Annotated in this window: 13 protein-coding genes and 1 riboswitch; of the genes, 8 read left to right on the top strand and 5 right to left on the bottom strand. The window is 29.7% G+C overall.

The window, feature by feature from the left end:
- Window positions 1-46: 46 nt before the first annotated feature.
- Window positions 47-1210: a galactokinase gene (locus tag AC2JAQ_RS08840; protein ID WP_488456112.1), complete on the bottom strand. Its 1164-nt coding sequence runs from the start codon at window positions 1208-1210 to the stop codon at window positions 47-49.
- A 224-nt stretch (window positions 1211-1434) separates the two neighbouring features.
- Here AC2JAQ_RS08840 and AC2JAQ_RS08835 point away from each other — a divergent pair, with 224 nt between their 5' ends.
- Window positions 1435-2460, top strand: coding sequence for an aldose epimerase family protein (locus tag AC2JAQ_RS08835; RefSeq protein ID WP_488456111.1), 1026 nt, complete (start codon window positions 1435-1437; stop codon window positions 2458-2460).
- A gap of 44 nt (window positions 2461-2504) precedes the next feature.
- Here AC2JAQ_RS08835 and mglC read toward each other — a convergent pair whose 3' ends face one another.
- The 3 genes from mglC to mglB all read right to left on the bottom strand — a co-directional run bounded on the left by mglC (window position 2505) and on the right by mglB (window position 6201).
- Window positions 2505-3533 (bottom strand): galactose/methyl galactoside ABC transporter permease MglC, encoded by a 1029-nt coding sequence (gene mglC, locus AC2JAQ_RS08830; protein ID WP_488456110.1) that lies wholly within the window; start codon window positions 3531-3533, stop codon window positions 2505-2507.
- A complete protein-coding gene (gene mglA, locus AC2JAQ_RS08825; RefSeq protein ID WP_488456109.1) occupies window positions 3505-5052 on the bottom strand; it encodes a galactose/methyl galactoside ABC transporter ATP-binding protein MglA in 1548 nt (515 codons plus the stop codon). Before mglA ends, mglC begins: the two co-directional genes overlap by 29 nt.
- Window positions 5053-5136: 84 nt before the next feature.
- Window positions 5137-6201 (bottom strand): galactose/glucose ABC transporter substrate-binding protein MglB, encoded by a 1065-nt coding sequence (gene mglB, locus AC2JAQ_RS08820; protein WP_488456108.1) that lies wholly within the window; start codon window positions 6199-6201, stop codon window positions 5137-5139.
- 214 nt (window positions 6202-6415) lie between these two features.
- Between mglB and AC2JAQ_RS08815 the strand changes: the two genes are divergently transcribed.
- On the top strand, window positions 6416-7429 hold the full coding sequence (locus AC2JAQ_RS08815) for a LacI family DNA-binding transcriptional regulator (protein WP_488456107.1): 1014 nt from the start codon (window positions 6416-6418) through the stop codon (window positions 7427-7429).
- Window positions 7430-7546: 117 nt separating this feature from the next.
- On the opposite strand, the gene AC2JAQ_RS08810 is transcribed toward AC2JAQ_RS08815, so the two are convergent.
- Entirely contained in the window at window positions 7547-8392 is an 846-nt protein-coding gene (locus tag AC2JAQ_RS08810) for a patatin-like phospholipase family protein (protein ID WP_488456106.1), read from the bottom strand.
- A 117-nt stretch (window positions 8393-8509) separates the two neighbouring features.
- Window positions 8510-8619: riboswitch (TPP riboswitch) on the top strand.
- A gap of 74 nt (window positions 8620-8693) precedes the next feature.
- Here AC2JAQ_RS08810 and thiD point away from each other — a divergent pair.
- The 6 genes from thiD (at window position 8694) to yhbH (ending at window position 16137) form a co-directional block, all read left to right on the top strand.
- The gene (thiD, locus tag AC2JAQ_RS08805) at window positions 8694-9488 is read left to right on the top strand and encodes a bifunctional hydroxymethylpyrimidine kinase/phosphomethylpyrimidine kinase (protein ID WP_488456105.1); all 795 of its coding nucleotides are present in this window, start codon (window positions 8694-8696) and stop codon (window positions 9486-9488) included.
- Window positions 9489-9499: 11 nt separating this feature from the next.
- Window positions 9500-10297, top strand: a complete 798-nt coding sequence (thiM, locus tag AC2JAQ_RS08800; protein ID WP_488456104.1) for a hydroxyethylthiazole kinase — start codon at window positions 9500-9502, stop codon at window positions 10295-10297.
- Window positions 10290-10913: a thiamine phosphate synthase gene (gene thiE, locus AC2JAQ_RS08795; protein WP_488456103.1), complete on the top strand. Its 624-nt coding sequence runs from the start codon at window positions 10290-10292 to the stop codon at window positions 10911-10913. Before thiM ends, thiE begins: the two co-directional genes overlap by 8 nt.
- A gap of 245 nt (window positions 10914-11158) precedes the next feature.
- Window positions 11159-12937: a DNA helicase RecQ gene (recQ, locus tag AC2JAQ_RS08790; protein WP_488456102.1), complete on the top strand. Its 1779-nt coding sequence runs from the start codon at window positions 11159-11161 to the stop codon at window positions 12935-12937.
- A 94-nt stretch (window positions 12938-13031) separates the two neighbouring features.
- Entirely contained in the window at window positions 13032-14954 is a 1923-nt protein-coding gene (locus AC2JAQ_RS08785) for a PrkA family serine protein kinase (protein ID WP_488456101.1), read from the top strand.
- A gap of 4 nt (window positions 14955-14958) precedes the next feature.
- Window positions 14959-16137 (top strand): sporulation protein YhbH, encoded by a 1179-nt coding sequence (yhbH, locus tag AC2JAQ_RS08780; protein ID WP_423239910.1) that lies wholly within the window; start codon window positions 14959-14961, stop codon window positions 16135-16137.
- Window positions 16138-16153: the final 16 nt, after the last annotated feature.

The following is a 16153-nucleotide window of genomic DNA, read 5'->3' as shown; positions in this document are numbered from 1 at the left end:
ATTCTAATTATGTAGGCTATCTGTTTTTAGATAGCCTACATTTAATTTAAAGTTCAGTAGGACCATCACCTATAGAGGCTACATAAAATGAAGCTTCATATCCTATAGCATCTTTATATGTTTGTCCAACATTTTTAATGAAATCATCAATATGATTATTATTAACTATAGCTATGGCACAGCCACCAAATCCAGCGCCAGTCATACGAGCACCTAAAACACCAGGTTGTTTCCAAGCTGTTTCAGCTAGAGTATCTAGTTCTTTACCTGTAACTTCATAATCATCTTTAAGAGAAATATGAGACTTATTCATAAGTTCTCCAAATAGTTCAAGATTATTTTCTTTTAATGCTTCTACAGCATTTTTTACTCTTTCATTTTCAGAAATAGCATGAACACATCTACGTAATTTGTTAGAATCTTCTATTTTATCTTTAAGAGTTTCAAACTCTGAACTTGTTAGCTGGCAAAGAGAAGAAATGTTAGCAGATTCTTTTAGAACTTCTAGAGAGTCGTCACATTCTTTTCTTCTTTCATTATACTTAGAATCTGCAAGTTCACGTCTTTTATTTGTATTCATTATAATTATTGAATTATCTCCTAAATTTAAAGGGACATATTCATAGTATAGTGTGTTACAGTCTAGTAAAATTGCTTTATCCTTTTCCCCTAATGATATTGCAAATTGATCCATTATTCCACTATTAACGCCTATATAATTATTCTCAACTTCTTTACCTATTAGAGCAGCATCTACTTTTGATATGTTAAGAGAGAAGAAAGTATCTAAAATCTTTACTATTAACATTTCCAAAGAAGCAGATGAAGATAGACCGGCACCGTTTGGAAGAGTTCCATTAATAACTATGTCTATACCTTTATCTATTATATAACCCTTATTTGAAAGTACTTTTAGAACACCCTTAATATAGTTTGTCCAATTATCTTCTTTTTTATAGGATAAGTCATCTAATGAAAATTCTATTGTGCCAAGAGATTCAAAGTTAAGAGAGTATGCTCTAAAAACTCTATCTTCTCTTAAGCTTGCAGCGGCAAATGTACCAAGAGTTATTGGGCAAGGAAATACAAAACCACCATTATAGTCAATATGTTCACCTATAAGGTTTATTCTTCCGGGTGAAAAAAATAATGAAGTAGGTTCCTTTTTAAAATTATTAATAAAAGCTAATTTAAGTGCATTTAGTTCCATAATATACCTCCGAATATAAAATCTGTAATATAATTATACGATTACATAACTAAAAAATCAATTGTTTTACTAAAAATTTTACTAATTTTTTTATTTAATATTTTCATTTGTGAATTTTGAATAAATTAACTATAATTTAAGGAATTTAGGCGTACGAAGTTATTGAAAGATATATATTAAATTGTTAAAATTAACCTATAAGCATAAAGGGGAGAGTGTGTAATATGGTCATTAAAAGAAAATTAAATGATAAAATAAGTAAAATAATACTGAAAAATGATAAAATAACTGTGGAGCTTTTAAATTTAGGAGCCACTATAAAGAGAATATTTGTGGAGGATAAGGACGGAAATAAGGAAAATGTAGTATTAACATATAAAGATGAGAATAGTTATATTGCAAATCCTTCAAGCTTAGGAGCAAGCATAGGAAGAGTAGCTGGAAGAATAGGAAATTCAACTTTTGAGTTAAATGGTATTAAATATAATTTAGATAAAAATAATAATGGAAATTCTCTTCATGGAGGATATAAAGGTTTTAGTAAAAAAATATGGGATTATGAGTTAAACGAAGAAAAAGATAAGGCATCTGTAACTTTTCAGTGTTTTAGTGAAGAGGGAGAAGGAGGATTTCCAGGAAATTTAAAGGTTTCAATTACTTATTCTCTTAACAATAGAAATGAACTTGCTATAGAATATAGAGCTTTTTCAGATAAAGACACTTTGGTTAATTTAACAAATCATTCTTATTTTAATTTATCAGGGAATAATAAAAGAAATGTATTAGAACAAAAATTATATATAAATTCAGAAAAAATTTGTCAATTAGATGAGAACTTAATTCCAACAGGTAATTTTATAAATGTAGAAAATACGCCTTTTGATTTTAGAAAGTTCAAGAAAATAGGAGAAGATATAGATAAAGAAGATGAACAATTAAAAATTGGATCAGGATATGATCATCCGTGGCTTTTAAATAAGGATAATGAGATAGATGCAATTTTATTAGATGAAATTTCGGGAAGAATAATGAAGGTTAAAACAGATCAAAAGGCTATGGTATGTTATTCAATGAATTTTCCTGATGATTTACCTTTAGAAAGTGGAGTAGTTGCTAAAAAGCATGATGGAATATGTTTTGAAACTCAAAGTTTGCCAATAGGTTATGATGATTGCTTTTTAGAGAATATAGTATTGAAAGAAAATGATGAGTATTATCAAAAGACAATATTTGAATTTCAATGGATTTAAAAAAACTGTATGGAAGAAAAATTTCTCTTCCATACAGTTTTTTATTAGTTCTTTTTAGCGTATTTTCTCATATCAAGAGCTACGGCTAGAATTATGATTATACCTTTTATAACGAATTGTAGATAAGGGCTTACTTCTATAAATGCTAGACCATAGTTTATAACTTGGAAAATTAATACCCCAGTTACTATACCAGGAACTGTACCAACTCCACCTGCTGTGGAAACACCACCAACAACACAGGAAGCTATTGCATCAAGTTCATACATATTTCCAGTACTTGCAGTAGCACTACCAACACGGCCTGCCTCTAAAGTACCAGCAAATCCATAAAGAACTCCAGCTAAACAATAAACTAATAAAAGAGTTCTGACAACATTTACACCGGAAACAACAGCAGCTTCTCTATTTCCACCTATGGCATAAAGATTTTTACCAAATTTAGTTTTATTCCATAATGTCCAAATTATAGCTATAGCAACAAGTGCATAAAGAACTAAATAAGGTATTTTTATATCGCCAGATATAGGAATAGATCCTAGAGTGAAATTACTAAATGATTCACTAAGTCCACCAATAGGCATAGCACCATATGGAGGTCTATCAAAGTAAATTGAGTTAATACCATATATTCCAGTCATCATTCCTAGCGTAGCGATAAATGGAGGAACATTAAATTTAGAAACAACTATACCGTTTATAAGACCAACTGTTCCGCAAACAGCCATTGCTATTAAAATTGGAATGAATATAGGTAATTCAGGTAAATTAGGATACATTTTATATGCATAATCTCCAGCTTGAAGTAAAGAAGCTGAAACTACTGCAGCTAAACCAACAGTTCTTCCAGCAGAAAGGTCAGTACCTTCAGTTAAAAGTATTCCACCAACTCCTAGAGCTATGATTATACGAGATGATGACTGGCTTAAGATGTTAATAAAGTTTTTTATAGATAAGAAATCTGGTGATATTATACAGATTCCTATTAATAAGGCAAATAATACTATGTAAATAGCATTATTCATTAACCATTGACTGTTAATTTTAAACTGTTTCTTTGATTTCGTTTGCATTTTTAACTCCCCCTGTTACTGATAGATATTTTGCAGAAAGATGCATAATTTCCTCTTGAGTAGTTTCGTTAGCATTAACTATGCCAGCAACCCTACCATTACTCATTACTAATATTCGGTCACATACACCTAAAAGTTCAGGCATTTCAGAAGATACCATAATTATCCCTTTATCTTTCTTTGCAAGGTCATTTATAAGTTGATATATTTCAAATTTAGCACCGACATCTATACCCCTAGTTGGTTCATCTAAAAGTAGAATTTCAGGCTTTCTAAGAAGCCACTTACCAATTACTATTTTCTGTTGATTACCGCCAGATAGGCTACCGATTAAGGTTTTTTGACTTGGAGTTTTAACCTTCATAGAGTCTATAACCCATTGAGTATCCTCTGATATTCTTCCATTTGAAAGAAGACCAGAAGATGTCTTGTAGCTATCTATATTAGCTATTATAGAGTTAAAATCTATAGGTAGTTTTCCAAAAATACCAGTTTGTCTTCTTTCCTCTGTAACAAGAGCAAATCCATTTTGCATAGCCTTGAAAGGTTTACTATTATCAACCTTTTTACCGTGAAGAATTATTTCACCAGAAGCTATTTCTCTAAGACCAAAAATTGTTTCTAAGGTTTCGGTTCTTTTAGCACCTACAAGACCAGCGATTCCTAAAATTTCTCCCTTTCTAAGTTTAAATGAAACATTATAAAGTTGATTTTTAGTATCACTAAGGTTATTTATTTCTAAAATAGTTTCTTTTGGAGCATGAGTTTTAGCAGGAAATCTATCTGTAAGTTCACGACCAACCATAAGTTTTATTATTAAATCCATAGTTAAATCAGAAGCTTTTTCAGTAGCGATCCATTTACCGTCTCTCATTATGGTAACTTCATCAGATATTTCTAATATTTCTTCCATCTTATGAGATATATAGATTATACTTATACCTTGTGCTCTAAGTTTATTTATTATTCTAAATAAGTGGCCAACTTCTTTTTCAGTTAGGGAAGAGGTAGGCTCGTCCATTACTATTATTTTTGAGTTATATGAAACTGCCTTTGCAATTTCAACCATTTGCATTTGAGAAACAGATAGAGTAGAGACCTTTGCTTTAGGATCTACATTTATATCTAAATCTTTAAAGATTTTTGATGTTTCCTTATACATTTTCTTTTCATCTATAAAAAGACCTTTTTTAGGATATCTACCAAGCCAAAGATTGTCCATAACACTTCTTTCTCTAACTTGATTAAGTTCTTGGTGAACCATTGATACACCATTATCTAAGGCATGTTTTGAGTTTTTGAATAATATTTTTTCGCCAGAAATAAATATTTCTCCTGAATTAGGATGGTAAATACCAAATAAACATTTCATTAGGGTTGATTTACCGGCACCGTTTTCTCCCATCAAAGCATGGACAGAACCTTTTTTTACTTTTAATGTAACATTGTCTAGTGCTTTAACCCCAGGGAATTCCTTAGAGATATTTTTCATTTCTAACAGGTTTGAAGATTCTTTCATCTTTTTATACCTCCTGTTTTTTTATTAAGGGAGACAGATATTTTTGTCTCCCTAATTATTAATAATTGTTTATAAGAATATTAATTATTTATATGAATCTTCAGCAACGTTTATATTATCCTTAGTTATACCTACATAAGGAACACGAATTGATTTCTTATCATCAAGTTTCCAACTAGTTCCTTCTGTTATATCTTTTTCATTAACTAAATTCATACAAGCATCCATTAGAGCTTGAGCTTGGTTTTTAGCGTCATTTAATACTGTACCTGCCATTTTACCAGATTTAATTTTATCTAAAGCTTCAGGAATAGCATCAACACCATAGATTGGAACGAATTTTTCTGGAGTTCCATCTAAATAGCCTGCTTTTTCAAGAGAAGAGATAGCTCCTAAAGCCATTCCATCATTATTACAAATTACCATTTCTATATTATCACCATATTTAGAAACCCAAGCATCCATTTTTTCAGTAGCTTTAGTTGAATCCCACATAGCTATATCCATTGCTAATTCTTCAGTCTCTATACCTGCTTTATTTATAGTTTCAACAGAGAAGTTTGAACGAGCTTCTGCATCAGGATGTCCAGGTTCTCCTTTTAGAAGTACATATTGCATTTTTCCATCGCCGTTTTTATCCCATGAAGGATTAGCTTTCCAGCCTTCTGACATTATTTCACCTTGTATTATTCCTGATTCCTCAGAAGTTGTACCTACATACCAAGCTTTATCGTAGCTTTGCATAGCAGCTTCGTCAGGTTCTTTATTAAAGAAAACTACTGGCAAATCATCTGCCTTAGCTTTATCTATTACAGTAGGTGCTGACTTAGGGTCAACTAAGTTTATTGCAAGGATATTAACTCCTTTAGCTATCATAGTATCTATTTGCTCCATTTGCTTAGCTTGATTGTTTTGAGAATCATTCATTAATAATTCTGCTTTTCCATCAGCAAGCTTTTCTATATTTCTACGTTGATATGACATAAAGTTATCTTCGAAACTATAGATTGTGGCTCCTATCTTAGGGGAATCGTTTTCTTTTGCCCCATCATTAGATGATCCAGTAGAACCGGAACCTCCACCACAGCCAACTAAAGTACCCATAGTTAAAGCTGAAATTAAAATTAATGCTAAACCTTTCTTTTTCATAAAAATCCTCCCTACGCTTATCCCAAAATTTTTAATTTATTAAAATTTAATACAATTATACCATATAAAGGAAAATGGGAAAAGAGTTTTATAAAAAAAAGTAATTGTTTTAGTAAATTTAAAGATTAAATTTATATATTATATTGAATAAATGTTAGAAAATTTTAGTAAAAAAATATATAATATTACTTAAGGAAAGTTAAGGAGTGATAATGTGGCTACAATTAAAGATATTGCAAAAGGTGCTGGAGTTTCAATAGCTACTGTATCTAGAGTTTTAAATTTAGATGAAACACTTAATGTGTCTGAAGAAACAAGGAAAAAGGTAATGGAAATAGCTGAGGAGTTAAATTATTTAACAGTAAAAGAGAGAAAAAATAAAATTAAAAATTATACTATAGGAATAGTTTATTGGTACACAGAAATACAAGAGTTAAATGATCCGTATTTCCTTTCAATAAGAATGGCTGTTGAAAAGAAGTGCAGTGAAGAAAAAATTAAGTTTAAGCCAATAGATTTCCAAAAGATTATTAATGAAGGTATAAAAGAATATACAGATTTAGATGGTATATTAGCTATTGGAGTATTTGAAAAAAAGGAAATAGAACTAATGGAGAAACTATCTAAAAATATAGTTTTTGTAGATTCTTCTCCAGAAGAGTGGAAGTATGATTCCGTTGTGGTAGATTTTAAGTATGGAGTTAAGAAAGCTTTAGATTATCTAACCTCTTTAGGTCATAAGAAGATTGGATACTTAGGGGGAGAATCTATTCCTCATAATAGTAATGAGTCTTTAAGAAAAGTAAATTATAGAGAAAAAACTTTTAAGGAATATATGGAAGGTATAAATGGATATAATGAGGAGTGGGTTTTAAAAGGGAGATTTTTACCTGAGGATGGTTATGATCTTATGAAAAAAGTGCTAAAAGAAAAGAATTTACCTACTGCGTTCTTTATTGCAAGTGATCCTATGGCTATAGGAGCATATAAAGCTATAGCTGAGGCTGAACTTAAAATACCGGAGAACATAAGTATAGTTGGTTTTGATGACATATGTACAGCTAAATTTTTAACCCCTTCTTTAACAACAATAAAGGTGTACACAGAATATATGGGAAATGTTGCAGTAGACACACTTTTAGAGAAAATTAGAACAGGAAGACAGATGTCTAAAAAAATAGTTTTACCTGTTAAGCTTATTGTGAGAGATAGTTGTAGGAAGCTTTAAAAATAATTTAAGTTTTTAAATAAAAGAGACTATATTAGAATTTAAAATTAAGTTTGATATAGTCTCTTTTATTTAAGTCTAAATTGAGTAGAAATCAATATTCACATAAAAAAGGGACTATTTTAAAAATAAAGCTTTAATTTTTTCTAAGTTCTTTATGCCAGCATTATAACCAGCATTATAAGCTTTTTCTAGTTTGCAGATATCTTTTTCAAAGCTTTCAATTGCTTCTTCTTCAGAAGGTCTAATTATTAATGCTTTTCCTTCCTTTTCTAACTCTTCACAAAATTTCACTGTATCATTATATTTAATATGTCTTGTCAAGAAGGAATCCTTTAATTTAGGATATTTACGCCCAACTATTTTACATGCAAATTTATTACTTTTACCTAAGGTTTTTTTATAACTCTCAGGACGAGTAAGAATGATTAAATGTTTTTCATTCCCATCTTCTATGGCTTTTTTTATGGGAATTGGATCTAAAAGACCACCATCATAATATTCATTTCCATTTATTTTTATTGCTGGGAAAAGTAATGGAATTGCACAGGTTGCTCTTAAAGCCATATATTTTTCGTCCTTAACTTTACCATCTAAGTATTCTGTTTTCCCTGTTCTAGCATTAGTAACACCAATTAAAACTTTTCCCTTATAATTTGAAAGTGCATTAAAATCATAAGGAAAGAGTTTGTTTGCTAATTCATCAAAGACAAAATCTAAACCAAAAATACTTTTACATTTGAAAAAATTAGTAATCCCTAAATATCTTTTATCATTTCTATATTTTTTTAATATTTCAATATTTCTTCCTTTTTGATTAGAAAAATAAGAAAAACCATTAGTTATTCCTGCTGATACTCCAATGCAATATGGAAAGATTATATTGTTATCAAGAAGAGCATCCATAACTCCTGCACTGAAAATAGGACGCAAAGTTCCTCCTTCTAAAACTAAACTAACCATAAAATATCCTCCTAAAATTGATATACTTAAAATTATAATCCTTAACCTAGAAAATATCAAAAACATATGTTGAAGAAAGAGGATTTATATGGTATCATTTGGATGAGAAAACATTATAAAAATAGCTAGGGGGGCCAGTGGTGTCTGGCTGAGATTAGAAATTAAATTTCTTGACCCTTTAACCTGATCTGGTTAATACCAGCGTAGGGAAGCCCAAGACAAGTATATTTTAATTGATTTTAAAGCATATATAGCCTTAGGGCTATATATGCTTTTTTATTTTAAAAAAGGAGAGATATATATGACTAAATTATTTAATGCACTGACAATTGCAGGATCTGATAGCTCAGGAGGAGCAGGAATACAGGCTGATATAAAATCATTTTCTGCTAATGGAGTATATGGAATGAGTATAATAACTGCTATAACAGCTCAAAGTACTCAAGGAGTTTTTGGAATAATGGATGTTACTCCTGAAATCATAGAAAAACAAATAGATGTAATTTTTGATGATATAGAAGTAGATGCTATAAAAATAGGAATGGTATCTAAAATTGAATCAATAGAAGCAATAAGCAAGGCTTTAAGAAGAGTAGAGAATTTATCACAAATAGTTTTAGATCCTGTTATGATTTCAAAAAGTGGATTTAAGCTTTTATCAGATGATGCTAAGAATACTTTAATAGAGAAATTAATACCATTAGCTACTTTAATAACTCCAAATTTACCAGAAGCAGAGGAATTGTTAGGTAGAGAAATACTTACAATAGAAGATATGAAAAAGGCTGCTATTGATATTAAAAAAATGGGAGCTAAAAATGTCTTAATTAAGGGTGGTCATTTAGAAGGAGAAGCTACAGATCTTCTTTATGATGGAGAGAGTTTTGTTATTTTTGAGCAAGATAGAATAAATACAAAACATACTCATGGAACAGGGTGTACGTTATCGTCAGCTATTACAGCTAACTTAGCAAAGGGAATGAATATAGTTGATGCAGTTAAAAATGGAAAAGAGTATATTACAGGAGCCATAAAAAATGGCTTTGAACTTGGAAAAGGTGTTGGACCAACACATCATTTTTATAAATTTTATTAGGAGGAATAATAATGGAAGCTTTAAAAATAAAAAATCCTTTGATACATATGATAACAAATTATGTTACAGTTAATGATTTAGCACAAGTAACTATTAATTATGGTGGACTACCTCTTATGGCAACACACCATGAGGAATTAGAAGAAATAACAGGAATGGCTAATGGACTTTTAGTTAATATAGGAACTTTAGAGCCTTATCAAATGGAATCATCAATGATTTCTATAAAAATAGCAAAGAAAAAAGGTATTCCATCTGTTTTAGATCCTGTAGGTGTACAAGCATCTAAGCTTAGAAAAGACTTTGCAAAAAGTTTAATATTAGAGGGAGAGCCTTCACTTGTAAAGGGGAATTTAGCTGAAATAAAAACTCTTATAGGTGAAACTTCTAATTCAATTGGAATAGATTCCTTTGATGATTCCTTAAGCGAAAATACAAAAAATAAGATAAAGGAATATGCAAGAGAAAGAAATCTTATAATAGTTGTTTCTGGAGCCATTGATTTTATAACAGATGGACACGAAAGTGCAATTGTTAAAAATGGAACTTCTAAAATGAGCAAAATCACAGGTACTGGATGTATGTTGGGAGCTTTATTAACCATAGCTTTAAGTTTTTATGATGATAAAGCTTTAAGATTTAAAGAAGTGGTTAAAACAGTATCCGCATGGGGAATATGTGGAGAAATGGCTGAGAAAAGATTAGGAGAAAAAGAAGGATTAATGACTTTTAAACATAATCTTCTAGATGAGCTTTCAATAATTAATGATGAAGTAATAAGAGAAAGAGAGAAGGTTTATTATGAGTAATTTACAATGTAAAAAATTATATTTAGTAACTGATTATAAGATTCCTTTTAATGAACTTTTAGAAAAGACGAAGGAAGCTTTACTTGGGGGAGTATCTATTGTTCAATATAGAGCAAAGAATAAAGATACTAAGGAAATGTGCAAAGAAGCTAAAGCTTTAAAAAAGCTATGTGATGAATTTGGAGCTATTTTTTTAGTAAATGATAGAATTGATGTAGCATTAGCAGTAAAGGCTCATGGTGTTCATATAGGACAAGATGATATGGATGTTTCTATAGCAAGAAAAATAATGCCAAAGGATGCTGTTATAGGTGTTACAGTTCATAATAGAGAAGAGGCATTAAAAGCTATAGAAGATGGAGCTGATAATTTAGGTGTTGGCGCTTTATTTTCAACAAATAGTAAAGATGATGCAACCTTAATGACCTTAGAAACTTTAAGAGAAATAAGGAAGGTTTCTTCTATACCCCTATATGGCATTGGAGGTATAACTCCTTATAATTTAAATTCTGATATCTTAGAAAACTTAGAAGGTGTTGCTGTTATATCTGCTTTGTTAAATAGTGATAATATAGCAGAAAGAAGCAAGGAATTTTTGAAGATTCTTAGTAGATAAGAAAAATTTGAATATTAAATTTAAAATATGAAATAATCAAAAGAGGTTCTTTAATTAATAGAATCTCTTTTTTTATTTAGAATTTATTTTATAGTATAATATTTATAATTTAAAATTTAGCGTTGTTTTAAATAGGTATTGTTTTTTAGAGAAAAATTAAATTGTTAGATAAAAATCAATATTTAACTAGAATATAACCTAAATTGGATTTAAGTTAGGCTAAGTAGTGATTTTAGGAGAAGGATATGGGAAAGGAATTTGAGGTATTAAACAATATTTTTGGATATAGAGAATTTAGAAAAGGGCAGCAAGAAGTAATAGAGAAGATTTTAAGTGGAAGAGATGTATTTTGTATATTACCTACTGGAGGTGGAAAATCTCTATGCTATGAAATACCAGCTTATACTTTTAGGGGAGTAACATTAGTTATTTCTCCATTAATATCGCTAATGAAAGATCAGGTTGACAATTTAAATTCTTTAGGAATTAAGGCAGCATATATAAGTGGTGGAAATGATTTTGAAGAAGTTAAAAGGATAATGGGAAGTTTTATAAAAGGTGAAATAAAACTTCTTTATGTTTCACCAGAGCGATTAGAAAACAAGTATTTTTTAGAAAATGTAGAAAAAGCTAATATTACTCAAGTAGTAGTAGATGAGGCACACTGCGTTTCAATGTGGGGACATGATTTTAGAAAAAGTTATAGCAAGATAAAGCCTTTTATAAATAAATTAAGAAAAAGACCGATTGTTACAGCATTTACAGCAACAGCAACAGAGGTTGTTATGAAAGACTCCATAGAGCTATTAGGTATTAAGACTCCGTTTGTTTATAAAGGAAGTTTTACTAGAGATAATTTAGAGATAAATATCTTAAAAGAAGTAGACAAATTAGAGTGTATAAGTGAAATAATAAGTGAGCATGAGGAAGAGTCAGGAATAATTTATTGTTCTACTAAAAATGAGGTTGAAGAACTTTATAAAAATATGACTTATAGAGGAAAGAGTGTTGGTAAATATCATGGATCATTAAAAGATAAGGAGAAAATTTATTATCAAGAAGAATTTTTAAATGATAATTTTAAGGTCATGATTGCTACAAATGCTTTTGGAATGGGAATAGATAAGCCTGATGTTAAGTTTATAATACATTCAACTTTTCCAAAGAGTATAGAAAATTATTATCAGGAAATAGGAAGAGGAGGAAGAGATGGAAGTTTAGCTAAGTGTTATCTTCTTTATTCAGAACATGATATACGTCTTATGGATTATTTAATAAGTTCCACAACAGAAATATCAAGAAGGACAATAGAGCTTAAAAAATTAGAGAAAATAGTAGAGTTTTGCAACTTTGATAAGTGTCTTAGAAAATATATTTTAGACTATTTTGGAGAAGAGAATTCAATAAAGTATTGTAATAACTGTAGTAATTGTTTAAAAAACACTGATTTTATAGATATGACCTTAGAAGCTCAAAAGATATTATCATGTATTTATAGAACAAAAGAAGCATTTGGAGAAAGTGTATTAATAGATATTTTAAGAGGAGTACATGGGCCTAAAATAGAGAGATATAAGCTATATGAACTTTCTACCTTTGGAATAATGAAAGAATACACTAGTAAATACATAAAGGATATAATAAATGAGCTTTTAGCTATTAATGTCTTAGAGAGAAAAGAAGGAACATATTCTATGATAAGATTAAATAGAAAGTCTATAAACATATTAAAAGGAGAAGAAAAGGTATTTCTGGATATAAATAAAAATGAAAAGGAAGTATGTAAGGATCTAGAGCTTTTCAAGAGATTACGTCTTTTAAGAAAAGATATATCAAGAAAAGAGGGGGTTAAACCATACATAGTTTTCACTGATTCTATGATTATGGAAATAATAAATAAAAATCCTAAGGACAAAGAGGAATTAAAAAATATTAGAGGGTTTGGTGAACAGAAAATAATAAAATATGGTTCTTTTATTATTACAACTTTAAAAGACTATGAGAAGTATAAAAAGAGAAATTAGTTAAACTGATTTCTCTTTTTTTTATTTTATATAAAATATTTTGTCATAGAACATAATGTATGGTGAATATATTTAGGGTAAAGGAGGGATTACAATGGATTTTAAAGAGTTTATAAAAAGTGATAGGGAAAAACATAATAAGCAAAAATTTAAAGGAACATTTATTGATTATTTGGAAATTGTAAAAGATAATCCTGACGTTGCCAAGCTTTCTCATAAGAGAATTTATGATTTGATTGTGGATAAGGGCTTCGAAATATTAAGACCAGAGGAAAATGCTAAAATTAAAAAAATATATGGCAATGAAAAAATTAAAAAATACAACTTCTTCAAGGATGACTTTTATGGAATTGATACAGTTATTATGAAATTAATGAATTACTTCCACTCAGCATCAATGAAAGGAGAAGAAGCTAGACAAGTATTATATTTAGTAGGACCTGTTGGAGCAGGTAAATCTTCATTAGTAGAGGCAATCAAAAAATCCTTAGAAACTGCACCACCAGTTTATGTTTTAGAGGGATGTCCTATGCACGAGGAGCCGCTACACTTAATACCTAAACATTTAAGAAAAGAATTTGAAGATATGTTAGGAGTTAAGATTGAAGGAGATTTATGTCCTGTTTGTAAGTATAGATTATTAAATGAATTTGGTGGAGAATATGAAAAATTCCCAGTTTCAACAAAGAATTTTTCAATTCGCTCTAGAAAGGGAATTGGAGTTGTACCTCCAGTAGATCCTAATAACCAAGATACATCTATTTTAACAGGATCTATTGATATTTCTAAAATGGATATGTATCCAGAAGACGACCCTAGAATATTCTCATTAAATGGTGCGTTTAATGTTGGTAATAGAGGAATGGTTGAATTTATTGAGGTATTTAAAAATGATGTTGAATATCTACACACCATAATAACTGCAACCCAAGAAAAATCTATTCCATCACCTGGTAAGGGATCAATGATTTATTTTGATGGACTTATAATAGCTCACTCTAATGAAGCTGAATGGAACAAGTTTAAATCAGATCACACTAATGAAGCTATTTTAGATAGAATTGTAAAAATTGAAGTTCCATATTGTTTAGAGCTTAGTGAAGAGAAAAAGATTTATGAAAAGATATTAAAGAAATCTAACTTTGATGCTCATATAGCACCTCATACTATAGAAATAGCTTCAATGTTTGCAATATTAACAAGATTACTTCCTTCTATGAAGGTTGATCCAGTTACTAAGCTTAAACTTTATAATGGAGAGGAAATAGTTGAAAAAGGAACAACTAAGAGAATCGATGTTTTAGAGCTTAAAGAAGAAGCTGGCCCTATGGAAGGCATGAAGGGAATTTCAACAAGATTTATCATAAAAGCAATAGATAATGCTCTATCAAATACAGAGCATAAATGTATAAACCCATTAAGTGTTATGGAAAGTATAATAAAATCGGTTAAAGATATGGATATATCTCAAGATGATAAGAAGAAGTACTTAGGATATATTCAAGACACAATAAGAAAAGAATACAATAAGATTCTTGAAAAAGAAATTACAAAAGCATTCATTCATTCATTCCAAGAACAGGCAGAAAGCTTATTTAATAATTATATAGATAATGCAGAGGCTTATGTAAATAAAACAAAACTTAAAGATTCTGCAACTAGTGAAGAACTAGAACCAGATGAAGAATTCATGAGAAGTATAGAGGAACAAATAGGAATATCAGAATCCTCAGCTAAAGGATTTAGAGCTGATGTAACATCATATATGTTCTATATAGTTAGAAGTGGCGGAAAAATGGACTATAGATCTTATGAACCACTAAAAGAAGCCATTGAGAAGAAGTTAACAGCTTCAGTTAAAGATTTATCAAGAATAATAACAAAATCTAGAGTAAGAGATAAAGATCAAGATAAGAAGTATGATTCAATGGTAAATCAAATGGAGAAGAATGGTTATTGTCCACACTGCTGCGATGTGATCTTAAAGTATGCAGCTAATAACCTATGGAAGGATTAAAAAAATGGCCATATTCAGAGATCAGGGAGAGAACCATGTAGAACATGATAGATCTATAGAGGATAGAAGACGTCACAGACAGCTAGTAGAAAAATCGATTAAAGAAAATTTAGGGGATATACTTTCTGAGGAAAGTATAATTGGAGAAACTAAAAATAAAAAATATAAAATTCCTATTAGAGGAATAAAAGAATATCAATTTATTTATGGTTCAAACAATAAAGGTGTTACAACTGGTACTGGAGAAGAGAGACGAGGAGATAGAATAGCTAGTGATAAGAGAAAAGCTATTGGAAATAATAAGGCAGGAAATCAAGAAGGAAAAGATATATATGAAACCGAGATAACCTTAGAGGAACTTATGGATTATATAGTTGAAGATCTTGATTTGCCTAACTTAGATAGAAAGAAATATTCTGAAATAATAGTTGAAAGTGCAGCTAGGAAAAGAGGATATCAAAAATATGGTATAAGGCCTAGACTTGCAAAGAAAAAGACTGTCATGTCTAAAATAGCCAGAAAACAGGGCAAAAAAAGAGCGTTGCTTGAAATTGGTAAAAAAGAGGAAATCGAAAGATTTCCTTTTAGAGAAGATGATTTAAGGTATTACAAAGTAAAAAAACAACCTAAAAAAGAGAGTAATGCTGTAATGATATTTATAATGGATGTTTCAGGATCCATGGATAATACTAAAAAGTATTTAGCAAGATCATTCTTCTTTGTTCTATCTAGATTTATAAGAAGAAAATATCATAATATAGCCTTTGAATTCATATCTCATACTACTACAGCTAAGAATGTTAATGAATATGAGTTCTTCCATAAAGGCGAATCTGGAGGAACTTATATATCATCAGGTATAAATGCAGCCATAGATTTAATAAAAGAAAAATATCATCCAGGTGTTTGGAATATATATCCTTTCTATGCTTCTGATGGAGATAACTGGAGTGAAGACAATGAAAGGGCTATGAAGGCTGTAAATGAAATTTCAGATTTAAGCAATATGTTTGGTTATATAGAACTTCTACCTTCAACGTATTCTACTACAATGTTCTACAGATTTAAAAAGGAAATAAGCAAGAAAAATTTCGTTTCTGTAGCAGTAAAAGAGAAGAAGGATCTATGGAATGCAATAAAATATATGCTATCTGAAGAACTTCAGGAAGAAAATAAGGAATGAGAGTTTTTAGATAAGG

This window comes from Clostridium sp. LIBA-8553, assembly GCF_057782465.1.
This window is presented reverse-complemented; position numbering and strand designations above follow the sequence as displayed.

Bases quoted from the DNA above. Each gene is read 5' to 3' on its own strand.
- thiE (WP_488456103.1), top strand. From the start codon at position 10,290: ATGAGTAATTTACAATGTAAAAAATTATATTTAGTAACTGATTATAAG.
- recQ (WP_488456102.1), top strand. From the start codon at position 11,159: ATGGGAAAGGAATTTGAGGTATTAAACAATATTTTTGGATATAGAGAA.
- thiD (WP_488456105.1), top strand. From the start codon at position 8,694: ATGACTAAATTATTTAATGCACTGACAATTGCAGGATCTGATAGCTCA.
- mglB (WP_488456108.1), bottom strand. From the start codon at position 6,201: ATGAAAAAGAAAGGTTTAGCATTAATTTTAATTTCAGCTTTAACTATG.
- AC2JAQ_RS08810 (WP_488456106.1), bottom strand. From the start codon at position 8,392: ATGGTTAGTTTAGTTTTAGAAGGAGGAACTTTGCGTCCTATTTTCAGT.
- yhbH (WP_423239910.1), top strand. From the start codon at position 14,959: ATGGCCATATTCAGAGATCAGGGAGAGAACCATGTAGAACATGATAGA.
- AC2JAQ_RS08785 (WP_488456101.1), top strand. From the start codon at position 13,032: ATGGATTTTAAAGAGTTTATAAAAAGTGATAGGGAAAAACATAATAAG.
- AC2JAQ_RS08835 (WP_488456111.1), top strand. From the start codon at position 1,435: ATGGTCATTAAAAGAAAATTAAATGATAAAATAAGTAAAATAATACTG.
- mglA (WP_488456109.1), bottom strand. From the start codon at position 5,052: ATGAAAGAATCTTCAAACCTGTTAGAAATGAAAAATATCTCTAAGGAA.
- mglC (WP_488456110.1), bottom strand. From the start codon at position 3,533: ATGCAAACGAAATCAAAGAAACAGTTTAAAATTAACAGTCAATGGTTA.
- thiM (WP_488456104.1), top strand. From the start codon at position 9,500: ATGGAAGCTTTAAAAATAAAAAATCCTTTGATACATATGATAACAAAT.
- AC2JAQ_RS08840 (WP_488456112.1), bottom strand. From the start codon at position 1,210: ATGGAACTAAATGCACTTAAATTAGCTTTTATTAATAATTTTAAAAAG.